This window comes from Arthrobacter sp. 2MCAF15 (assembly GCF_052115605.1).
Taxonomy (GTDB): Bacteria; Actinomycetota; Actinomycetes; order Actinomycetales; family Micrococcaceae; genus Arthrobacter.
In genome coordinates, this window is sequence record NZ_JBFRGZ010000008.1 from 1 (window position 1) to 12,080 (window position 12,080).

The window sequence follows — 12,080 nt, forward strand, 5'->3', positions numbered from 1 at the left end:
TCCATGAACTGTCAGTCGGGCATTAACGTGGGACACGAGGACCTCCGAGCGCAAAGTGTGTGAACTAGACAGCTCCACTAAGCCCGGAGGTCCTCCTCGTTTTCAAGCCCAAAGTGTCAACAACGTCCCGGCGCAGTACACCTAGACGCAGCTTAAACGCTCCTTCCACCCGGCCGGACCGGTTCGGCGGCGGACGCCGGGCGTATTAGTTGTATCCGCAGGGTGGGTTTCCTTCCAAGGTTTCGGCATTCCAGTTATGATCTGTCTACTCTCATGTCGGGGGATAGGGATACGCTACTTCTAAGTGGGCAGCCCGGGGTTGCTGTCTGCAAAGCGGTACGAAGGAAACTACATGTCGAGGGATTCGCTGGGCTGGGGGAATGTTTCCACTACATTGGCACCCGCCGAAGAAGAACATGCTGCCAGCCAGGTCGCAAGGCACGGCTGGTCCGGTTTGGCGCGGAACGCCGACGCCGAGCATGTCCGCCAGGAACTGCTGTCCCATGACCGGATGGGCGTTGTCATCACCGGCGACCGCGGTGTGGGCAAGACACTTGTCGGCAGGACTGCCCTCGCGGGATTCGGCCCCGAGGTCTACACCATCCAGCTCCGCAGCTCCGGGCCGGGCTCGGCAACACCGTACGGCTGCCTCGCCTTCACCCTCGCGCGGCTGCCGCAGAGCTCCCTGGGCTCGCCGACCGCCATTCTGCACGGTATTACCTCGCTGATCCGCGACGACGCTGCCGGACGCCAGTGCGTGATCCTGCTCGACAACGCCGGGGCCCTCGACGAACTGAGCACCGGCGTCCTGCTGAACCTGCTGCAGACCCGGACCGCCCGGCTGATCGCGACGGCGCAGCGCACCACGGACCTTCCTCCCGATTTCTACTGGCTCATCACATCGGGCCACCTCGCCGAGGTCCGGCTCGCCAACCTGACCGAGCTCGAAACGCTGGAGGTCCTGCAGTCAGCCCTGGGTCACCGGGTCTCAACCGCCCTGGCGAGCCAGCTGCACCAGCTGGTCGGCGGTAGCCCCACGCTCCTGCAGGCCGTCGTCTCCGAACAGATCGAGCGCGGAAACCTTGTCCTGTCCGGATCGGTGTGGACACTTGTCGACGAGGTCGTGCTGGATGGCCGGACAGCGCTGGAAGATATTGTCCGCGCAAGGTACGCCCGGGAGACGCCCGAGGCGCGGGAGGTAATCGACGTCCTCTCATGCGCCCGGACGCTGCCCCTGTCCCGGCTCGCCAGGATGTACAGTCCCGGCGTCATCGCCGACATGGAAGAGGCCGGCCAGATCGTCGTCGACCGCGCGGACCGGCACCTCGTCACCCTCGGCGACCGGTACCTGGGCGACATCGTCCGCAACTGGCTGAGCGTGGAGCGCCGGCTGGAGCTTCGGGACCAGGTCCCCGGGCACCAGAAACATGAGCTGGATGAACTCTCGGTCGAGGACCTGCTCGCCTACGCGGCGTGGACGCACGACTGCAACGCCCAACTCGCGCCCGCCCACGCCGTGGCGGCTGCCAGCGCTGCCGTGAAGCTCTTCGACCCGAAGTTTGCCCTCAAATGTGCTGGCAGCCTCTCTCCCGCGGACCCCGAGTGGGCCGAAGGGCAGCTCCAGAAATCGGCTGCCTATCTCCAACTCGGCCTGCCGCTGCAGGCCATGTCCGCGCTGGACGACGTCTCCGCACAGCAGGTCAACGATCTCGCGGCCGAGAACTTTGCCGAATTCATCGCCGCGAAGGCGGACTGCATGGCGTGGCTTCAGGACCGCTCCGGCCAGGTCCCCGAGATGCTCCGGCAGGCCAGGATCAGGCTCCAGGACTTGAGCCTGGACGAGCCGTCCATCGACCCGGCGGCCCTTTCCCGGGCAGGGCTGTGCCTGGATCTGTGCGAGTTCAACTACTTCTCCTTCATCGGCGATTTCGAGCCCATGATGGCTCGGCTCACCACTGCGGCCACCACGGACGTCCCGGGCGCCGACCCCGTGCACCGGCTCAGATCGGCCATCATCCTGATGGAAGCCTTGTCCATGACCGGCCACGAGCTCGATGCCCGCAAACTCATGCGGGAGATCGGCGGGCAGCTGGGCGACTGGTCCAACGTGCCGCGCATCCGCGAAAACTTCGCCTGGCGTTCCTTCAACGTTCTGCTCCTCTCCGGCCTGTGGCGCCAGGCCATCGACATGCTCAAGGACGCGAGCGGCCGGGCAGGACACGGACTGCACTCCGGCAGCGCCGCCACGGACCTCGCCGTCGGGCTGGCCTACGTCTATGCCGGCCGCGGTTACATGGCGCTGGACCCTTTGCTCGCCGCGATCGCCCAGCTTGAGGTCCGCGCGAGCCTGCAGTCCCTGCGCCAGGCCTACGCAGCCACCGCTTTTGCCTACGCGCAGACCGGCAATTCGGTCCAGGCCACCATCTACCTGGACCGGGCCCGCTCTGCCGAAGGCCCGTCCCGCTTCACCGTGGGCAGCGCCACGGAGTTCTGCATGGACATGGCCTCGCGCTGGCTCGGCGACCCGGAGGCCAAGGACCGGCTGGTACGGTCGGCGGAGGAACATTTCCGCAAGGGCCGCCACACCCTTGCCGGCATCTGCATGTTCGGTGCCACGGTCAACGGCACCGTCAAGGACTTCCTGTTCATGGAGGAACTCGCCGGGCTGCGGCAGGGCCCGCTTGCCGAGATGTCCCGCACGGTGGCCGTCGGCAGCCGGAAGAAGGATGCGGCAATCATGCTCGAAGCCGCCGGCCAGGCCGCGGCCCTCGAACTTGACGCCGTCCAGGCCAGGTGCGCGGCGCTCGCGTTCGACTACGCCAAGGGCGCCGGGCTGACCGCCAGCGCCAACGCAGCGTACAGCATGCTTGAGAGCCTCTCCGAGTCGGTGCCGGCACTGCCGGTCATGCCCCGAAACAAGGGCCCGCTGCTGACAGACCGGGAGCGGCAGATCGCCACCCTTGCCGGCAACGGGGTCTCCAACAAGGACATCGCCCTGGAAGTCGGCATTTCCGTCAGAACCGTGGAGGGCCACTTGTACCAGGTGTTCACGAAGCTCGGAGTTTCTTCGCGAAGTGATCTGCTTGGACTCATCTAGGGGGCCGGCGGGGGACCGCGGCATGGGGGCAGCGACCCGCGTCCTGACCGGGCGGTCTGATGATTTGATGTCGGCAGTCGAGGCCCTTCAAGGCGGCAGCCATGTGGCCGTGTTCGTCCTCGGCGACAGCGGGATGGGTAAGTCCCGGCTCATCGAGGCCGTGGTGGCGGAGCTGGGCTCCGAAGTGACGCCGGTGCCGATCCACGGCAGCGCGTCTCTGAGCAAGGTGCCGTACGGCGTTCTTGGTCCGTTCATCGTGGAACTGCCGGTCCAGGAAGCAACATCGCAGCTGGCCGTGTTGAGGACGCTGTGGGCGCACCTGGAAGAGCAGAAGCGAGCCACCCAAAAACCCCTGCTGTTGATCGTCGACGACGCCCACGACCTCGATGAGGCGACGGCGGGGATCCTGGCGGAGCTCGCCGCTGCCGGCTGGGCGAAACTGCTTGTGGGCGCGGCCGCCCGGCCCGGACTGCCGGAACCGCTCCTGCAGCTGTGGTTTGAAGGCATCGCCGAACGGCACGACCTCCGCCCGCTCACGCTCCCGCAGACCACGGAGATGCTGGAGGGCAAGCTCGGCTCGCAGGTGCTGCCGAATGTCGCCGAGATTCTTTGGGAGGCCTCCGGCGGCAACCCGATGCTCCTCAACGGGCTCCTCGACGACGCCAAGAACGACGGGACACTGCTGCGGCGCAATGGTGTCTGGCTGTTCACCCGGCACCTGAACAGTCATGGCGACCGGCTGACCGACGTCGTGCGCCGGCAGCTGCTGCTGCGCTCGCCGGAAGAGCGGCAGGCCCTGAACCTGGTGGCGCTGGCCGAACCCGTCTCCAGGGAGCTGATCGAATCCGTGGCCGGCGAAGTGGCCGTGGGGGCGCTGATCGACAGCGAACTGATCCGTGTGACGGACTCCGGAACCGGAGAGCTGCGGCTCTGGCACACCGTGTACGGCGACACCCTGCGGAACCTGATTTCGCCGGCGAGGAGCCTGCAGCTTCGGCAGAGCCTGCTGCGCAAGATGGACAGCGAGCCGACGTCGGCCGAAGGACTGCTGCGGCACGTGAGCTGGTCGATCGAATGCGGCGCAGAGGTAGAGGACCGGCAACTCCTCAGGGCCGCCGTGCTGGCCAGCCGGCTCTACGAGGACGAGCTCGCCCGCAAGGCCGCCGGCCTCGTCAAGGATCCGGAACTGCAGATGGCGGCCCGGGCCGTGATAGCACGCACCCGCTACAACGCCTCCGACTACGCGGCGGCACGGGACATCCTCGACGCCGATTTCGGCCAGGGCACCAGCATCCCCGGGCTTCTCGCCGGATCGCTCCTGTGGGCAGCGGTGATGTCCGCACTGGGCCACGCGCCGGCAGAGATCATGGACCGGGCACAGGTGCTTCAACGTGCCGCCGAGCGCCTCGCTGAGGCCACCCCGGACGACGCCGGCAACATTCTTGCTGCCGTCAGGGAACGTCTGGACACCATGGAAGCCATGATTCTGGCGCTGGCAGGCGAGTACGAACAGGCCCCCGCGGAACGGGCTCCTGCGGAAGGGGCCCCCGTGGCGGGGGTGGCCGGTACCAAGCCGGCGGCGAACACCCTCCAAAGGGCGTTCCGGCTCTGCCTCGACGCGGCGCGGCTCCTGGCCGCCGGCAAGGGGCTCAGCGCGCTGGCCGTGATGTCCCAGGCGGTCGAGGCTGCCGGAGCCGACCACGACGAGCTGTACTTCCTCACCGACTTCCTCGTGGTCCGTTCGGCCTCTGCCGCGATCCACTCCGGGGACTGGCAGTCCGCAGAGAACCTCCTGACCGGCTTTGTCGCCGGATCCGGGCCGAGCCTGATTTCCTTCGGCGGGGGAGTCCACGCGGCCCACGGCATCGTCCTGCTCTACCAGGGCAAGGCCGCACAGGCACTGAACACGCTCAGCGCCGCCCTCGAAGCGCTGCGGCTGACTGACCCCCAGCAGTTGTTCCCCCTGACGGCGGCCATGGCCTTTGCTGCGGCCGCAGAAGTCGGGGCCCAGACGAAAGCGGAGCTCTTCCTCGGCGACTTCGAGTCGGCACCCGCGGCTCTGCCCCGGTACATGCGCTCATTGGCCGCGATGGCCGTGGTCTACGGAAAAGCCCGGCTCGGGAACTATCCCGGCGCCATCGCTGAACTGAAGCGGCTCGGATGCCCGGACCCGGAGATGGACACCGCCGGCCTCGAACTCGACGCGCTGGCCTTCTGCCTGGCCTTGGGGGACACGGACTCGGCGACGAGGCTGCTGGAACTCCGGGCCGGGCTTGAAGGTCCGCGGCCCGAGGCGATCTGCGCCTACGCGGCCGCCATCAGCACGGACAACGCCGCAGACCACCTCGAGGCCGCGAAGACCTGCGAAGCTGCGGAACTGTGGAGCTTTGCCGCCCTGGCCTATGACGCCGCGGCGCACGCCTACCGGTCCGCGGGCGACACGCTGAGGGAGCGCATGGCGAACGCCCAGCGGAAGCGGTGCCTGGACCGGGCAGACGACCTTCCCGGTGAGGACACGGCCAAGAACGATGACTCGCTCGGCATCCTGACCCGCCGCGAACGTGACATCGTGGCGCTGGCTGTACGCGGCCTCACTGACCGGCAGATCGCCGCCGAGCTCCAGGTGTCCGTGCGCACGGTTGAAGGCCACCTCTACCGCAGCTACGCCAAGCTCAACGTCAAAGGCCGTGAACAGCTGCCAGGCATTGACGAACGCTAGCGGCACCTCAGCGCGCCGGGCGGCAAAGGGCCCTTTCCGGCCACCAGCCGGGCCCGCGGCGGGCTGATTTTTCGGCGCCCGGGACGCTACGGTCAGGGACACGTGAAGCTTGATTCCGACTACTTGGTTTGGACCCTGCGAGGGTGCGGGTCCAACTGAGTACAGCTACGTAGAGCGGGCCGAATACTCGTTGCGTATTCGAGTACTACTTACGCATACCCAAAATACGCGTAGTCCCTACGGTTGTTGTATCACCGCTCACACTTTGATTGCGAAGGTCTCTCATATGTTCCAGCAAGACGCCGGCTTGCCTGCGGGCAGCGGCCAGACAGAAACGATATATCCGGCGCCAAGAAACGGATACGGCCGGAACAAAGACAAGCCCTTCACCCGCCAACAGGTAGTTGCCGAGGTGGTTGAGACCCTGACATCCGGGTCCGGCTGCGGCATAGTACTCGTGGGCGACCATGGGGCCGGCAAATCCTTCATCGCCCAGCGTGCCTTGGAACAGCTCGGCGACGAGTACCTGGTAGTCCAGGTCAGAGGCAGCTCCATTTCCTCCAAGCTGCCCTATGGAGCCCTGAGCGTCCTGCTCAATGACCTCGACGCCTCCCATCTCGAACACCCCCTGATGGTGCTGCGCGGGCTGACCCAGCTCCTCCACAACAAATCCGACGGGCGGCGGATCGTCCTGTTCGTGGACAACGCCCACGACCTCGACGAACTCTCGAGCATGATGGTCGCCCAGCTGAGCGCTGGGGCCCATGTCACCCTGCTGGCGGCGTGCGTGGACATGCCACATGTCGGCGGTGACATCATGGGCCTCTGGAAGGATGACCTGCTCCGGCGGATGGACCTCGGGCCGTTCGACTTCGCCGAGACGGCAGAAACGCTGCACCACGAATACGGGGGCCGCTTCTCCCTGACTGCTGCCCGGGCGCTCTGGAGCGCGAGCGGCGGCAACGCCCTGTTCCTGCATTCCCTCGCCCGGGAACAGATCAAGCTGGGCACAGTGGTCCGCCAGGACGGCGTGTGGTTCCTCGGCAACGGCCCCATTGCCCTGACCGGTGAGATCCGGGACGTCGTGAAGGCCCGCCTCAACCGGCTTGGCGCCGGCCAGCGGGACGTCTTCGAGCTGCTGGCACTGGCCGGCGCAGTTCCGCTGCAGACCCTCATGCACATCGCCAACCCCCAGGACATGGACGCGCTCCAGGAACGGGCCCTGATCCGGGTCACCCACGAGCATCCGCCGATGGTCAGCGTGGCCAACCCGGTAACCGCCGGCATCGTGGCCAGCGTTGTCCCGCCGGGCCGCAGCGCCGAACTCCGCCGCCGGCTCACAGCGGTGCTCCAGGACTCGGATGCCTTGGAGGCCGGCGGCGCGACCGGCGTCGCGTGGGCCTTGGACTGTGGAGAACAGGTGCGCCCGGAAGTGGCGCTGGCCGCGGCCCACACCGCGAACAGCGCATCCGACCCCGTGGCCGCACTGCGGTTCATCCAGGAGGCGGAAGGAAGCGAACGCGACGTCCAGGCGGCCATCGAATCGATGAACGCCCACATCCTGGTCAACAACGAGGAATCGGCGCGCCGGGTCCTGGAAGCACTGGATGAGGCCGCCTGCAGGGAGCTGCCGCTCGCCGAATGGACCGCCCTGCAGCTTTTGCGCGCAGAGCTGGAAAAGCGCAGCACGGCCCCCGGAGCCGATCCCAAAGCCCGGCTGCGGGAGCTCGCGGAGCGGCTGGCCGCAGAACAGGAGCGCAGCGCCGCGGTGGGAGCGGCCCGCGAACAGCTGTCCCTGGCCGAGGCCGAGCTCGCCGCATTCCAGGGACGCTACGCCGATGTCCTGGCCGCGACCGACCACATGGACACGACGGACCTTGGCAGCGAACCGCGCATCGTGACGGCCAGCGTGCGCTGCGAGGCCCTGGCCGTCACCGGCAACGTAGTCTGGGCGCTGGCCCTGGGCAAGCAGGTCCTGGCGGCCACAGCGAACGTGCAGCTCACGGACAAGGCGGTGCGTGAAATCAGGGGCAGGTTCCTGCTGCTCCTGCTGATTTCGGCGAAGTTCCGGGAGGCATCGGCCTACCTTGACGAGACGTACGGCGGCGGAGAGCCCCAGACCCGGCTCGGCGGCATATTCGAAATTGGCCCAGGCGTCATCGACCTGAACGCCGGGCACCTCGACGACGCACTGTCCCGGCTCCAGGCGGGCAGGTGGCAGCTCCGCGCCCAGGACCCCGATGCCTTGACCGCCCTGGCCACCGCTGCCTGCGCCTACGCGGCCGCACTCCAGGGAGAAGAGGAGACGGCCGGGCTCCTGCTGGGCGATTTGGACCAGCCTCGGCCACCCACGGCCTGGCTGGCGCAACGGCTCACGCGCTATTTCGAACTCTCGGCCCAGGCCGAGCTCGGCCAGCGGGCAGCATCAATCCGCGCACTGGCCGCCGAGGCGGACAACGACTCCCAATCCTCGGCCGTGGCCCCGGCGCTCCTGTTCATGTCCGCGGCCACCAGGCTGGGGGACCGCCAGATGGGCCACAGGCTCGGCGACCTCGGCGCACAAGTGACCGGGCAATTCGCCGCCCTGTGCTCGCGGCTGGCCGAAGGCATGCGGGACGCCGACAGCGAACTGCTGCTGGCGGCGTCCAAGGACGCTGACGCCAACGGCAACGCCGTCTTCGCCCGGGACGCGGCCCGGAAGGCCGTCAGTTGCGCGAACGACGCCGGCAACCGGATCGCGCTGCGGATCGCCCAGCGGGCGCAGCAGTCACTCGATGACAAGTTCGGCAGTCCCAAGAACGGCCTCCATTCGCTCACGACGTCGACCCTGACGGCGAGGGAATGCGAAGTAGCCGTCCGGGCCGCTGCCGGCACATCGAACCGCAAGATCGCCGAACAGATGCACGTATCGGTTCGCACGGTGGAAGGGCACCTCTACCAGGTGTATTCGAAGTTGCATGTAGCCAGCCGAACGGAACTCAAAGATGTCATCTCAACGCCGGCTGACAGCGCCCGACTCGGCTGACCCCGGCATAAATCTGGCGGCTTCCCGGGCGGCGCCCCGGGCAACGCAGCGGGCGGCAGGAAGAACCTGCGATGGAAAGCCTGGCTGAGGCCGCCCCGCTCATCGAGCGGTCAACGCTGGTCAAGGACCTGGTGCGTTGCCTGCGCGATAACACACGCTCAGGTGCGATCGTCGTCGGCGGCGCCGGGACGGGCAAGACCGCCGTCGTCAAAGCCGCCATCCGCGAACTCGGGCCCGGCAGACACCTGATCCGGCTGACGGCCACACCGGCCCTGGCCGCCGTACCCTTTGGCGCCCTGGCGCCCTACCTGTCCCGGCTCCCCGACCGGGAACTCGACTCCTATGCCGCCGTCGTCGAAGCAATGGCCGACAGTCTGAAAGCGGAGGCGGAGTGCCCCCTGTTCGTCGTCGACGACGCGCACTGCCTGGACCACGGAACCGTCCGGCAACTCGCCCAGGCCGCGGCCACCGGCGCAGCAACCATTCTGGCGACCTGCCGGCCCGGGCCCCTGATCCCGGAAGAATTCCTCTCGCTCTGGGACGACGGAATCATCGCCAAGTTCAATCTCGTCCCGCTCAGCCGGACCGGAACACACCAGCTGTGCGAACAGGTGCTGCGGGCCGACGTCTCGCCGTGGGTCAGCGCGCTGTTTCACGACGCTGCCGACGGGAACCCGCTGATGCTGATGTCCCTGATCCAGCATGCCCGCTCCACCGGCGCACTGGGCTGCCGGCACGGCGTGTGGTTCCTCCTGGCCAACCCCGACATGGCCCAGGTTCCTGCCGCCGACGTCGTTGACCGGCAGTTGCGCTCCATGACGCCGGAGGAAAAGACCGCGGCCACGATCGTTGCCCTGGCAGGACCGCTCTCCCTGGCCCAGATCCTGCGGATCAGCGGTCCCAAAGCCGTCGATGCGCTCGACACGGCAGGAATAATCGCTGTTTCCGCGGGGCACGACCGGCTCGTCCGGCCCGCGAGCCCGATCGTTGGCGAGATCATCCGCCAACGGGTCCCGGCCGGGCGCAGTTCGGCCCTGCGCTCCAGCGTGCTGTCTCTTCCCTCGGAGCGCGCCGCGGTGCCCGGAGCTGCCCTGAACAGGCTGCGCTGGTCGCTGGACTGCGGCGTGGAGATTCCTCCCGCGCAGCTGCTCCATGCCGCTGTTGCCGCCAACACAGCCCTGGATCCTGCCACCGCGGCCCGAGCCGCCGGCGCCATCCGGGACGCCCGGTTCCTGTCAGAGGCCAGGATCCAGCTCGCATACTCCCACTTCATTGCCGGGCGCCCGCAGGCCGCTGTGGCGTGCCTGGAAACCGCGCAACCGGTGCGCGCCGGACGGCCGTCCTATCTGGCCGCCCTGCTAGCGGCCCGGCTTGGGTCCACGACGCCGGCCCGGGAGTCCCAGTCCTCCGCGCACGCACCGGGACATGCTCCGGAGGATAGGCCGTGGGCCGGAACCGCCGCGGCGGGAGTCGCCGCAGAACTCCTGAACCGCACCTGGGACGGCAGATTCATGGCAGTGGGGACCGGGTTGCGCGAACTGGTCGAGACCACCGGCATCCCGCCCGAAATCCGCGTCCCGGCAGTTTCCCTCCTCGCCGAGCTGCTGACCGCCCAGGGCCGGCTGCGAACAGGGCTGCGCCTGGACGGGGAGGCATGGAACGGTGCCCGCAGCGGAAGCCAGGGGCTTCCCCTGGTGTTCGAGGACCTTGTGGTGCGCCACTGCCTGAACCTGATCCGGGCCGGGGACTGGGACGGGCTGGGGAGGGTCCTTGACGATTACGCGGCCCGCGAGCCCGGACGGCTGCTGTACAGCGGCGGCATGCTGCACCTCATGCGCGGATACTCGAGGCTGCGCCAGGGCAGGATGCGTGAATGCCTGGCCGAAGTACGCCTGGGCGTGGAGGAACTCACCATCGCCGACCCCTTGAACCTGCTGCCGTTTGCGCACGCCGTCGCAGCGTACGCGGCCGCCGCCGTGGGACGCCAGTTTGAGGCCAGCCAGCACTGCCTGGACTTCCGGCTTTCGGACTACCGCGAGCCAAAGACCCTGCGCCTGCTGGCGGAGGCGTATTGCCGGGCCGCGGAACCGGGGGCCGGCCCGCTCGGCAGCGGCTTGGACAGCGCCAGCGCCGACGGGCCGGGCACGGGCAGCGCCGGCCTGGACAGCGCCGGCACGGGCAGCGCCGGCACGGGCAGCGCCGGCACGGGCAGCGCCGGCTTAGAGGGGCCGGGCGTATCAGCCCTGTCCCGGCTGGCGGACGAAGCGATGCGCGAGGGCCTGCGCGGCGTTGAAACCGATATCAGGAGGCTCGCGTTCCGAAGCGGTGACGTCTCGGGGGCCGATGCCCTCGCCATGAGCAGCCGTGCCGTGGACGGCCCGGAGGCGCGGCTGCTGGAATCCTACGCGCTGGCGGTATCGGCGTCCGACGCGGCCGACCTTATTGGCATCAGCGACGACGCGCTCGGCGGCGGGCACGGACTGCTGGCCCTCGAGGCCGCCCAGCAGGCGGAACGGATCCTGGCAGATGACCCGGACCGGTGGAGGCTCACCGCGGTCCAGCGCCGTGTCCACCACCGGCTCGTGGAGGCCGGCATGTCGGCGCACTTGGAGATCGTCCACAGCGATCACGGCGCGGCGCTGACCGGCCGCGAATCAGAGGTCCTGGACCTGGTGTCCCGCGGCGCCACGAATGCCGAGATCGCCACGGCTCTCTGCCTCTCCCCCCGGACCGTGGAGGGGCACCTGTCCCGGATCTTCGCCAAACTCGGCGTCGGCCGCCGCGCGGACCTGCTGGACCACAGCACTCTGGACCACAGCACCCTGGACCACAGCACCCTGGATCGCGGCACCCTGGACCACGGCACCCTGGATCACGGCACCCTCGAGCAGGAGAGGCCGGCGCAGCAGACGCCGGCCCAGGGAACCCTGAGCCCTGAGCCCTGAGCCCTGAGCCCTGAGCCCTGATTCCTGAGTCCTACCTGAGAAGTGCGGCCTGGGAATGCGGTCTGAGACCTGGGGCCCGCCCACCATCAATCCGGCGTCCGTTCCGCCGGACTGCCGCCCCTGTCCCCGCCGGTTCCTGCCCGCCCGGCCGCAGCTGCGGTGGCCGGGTACCGTCCGCAGGGCCGCAGGTGCGGTGGCCGCGTACGGCCCCGGGTGGCCCGGGGGACCGGCGGCAGTATCCCCAAGTAGTGCCATCCCGGCCAGGACAACAGAAGTCGGGTAAACGCTACTCGT

The 12,080-nt window shown here is 68.4% G+C and carries 4 protein-coding genes; all 4 read left to right on the top strand.

All coding sequences use genetic code 11. The features are described 5' to 3' along the window. Positions 1-352 precede the first annotated feature (352 nt). The 4 genes from AB4089_RS10595 to AB4089_RS10610 all read left to right on the top strand — a co-directional run bounded on the left by AB4089_RS10595 (position 353) and on the right by AB4089_RS10610 (position 11,786). Complete coding sequence (locus AB4089_RS10595) at positions 353-3,097, top strand: LuxR C-terminal-related transcriptional regulator (protein ID WP_441409244.1); 2,745 nt, start codon at positions 353-355, stop codon at positions 3,095-3,097. 22 nt (positions 3,098-3,119) lie between these two features. Next, entirely contained in the window at positions 3,120-5,816 is a 2,697-nt protein-coding gene (locus AB4089_RS10600; protein WP_441409245.1) for a LuxR C-terminal-related transcriptional regulator, read from the top strand. 286 nt (positions 5,817-6,102) lie between these two features. Then, positions 6,103-8,841 carry a LuxR C-terminal-related transcriptional regulator gene (locus AB4089_RS10605; RefSeq protein ID WP_441409246.1) on the top strand — a complete coding sequence of 913 codons (2,739 nt, stop codon included), beginning with the start codon at positions 6,103-6,105 and terminating at the stop codon, positions 8,839-8,841. 71 nt (positions 8,842-8,912) lie between these two features. Beyond that, on the top strand, positions 8,913-11,786 hold the full coding sequence (locus AB4089_RS10610) for a helix-turn-helix transcriptional regulator (RefSeq protein ID WP_441409247.1): 2,874 nt from the start codon (positions 8,913-8,915) through the stop codon (positions 11,784-11,786). Positions 11,787-12,080: the final 294 nt, after the last annotated feature.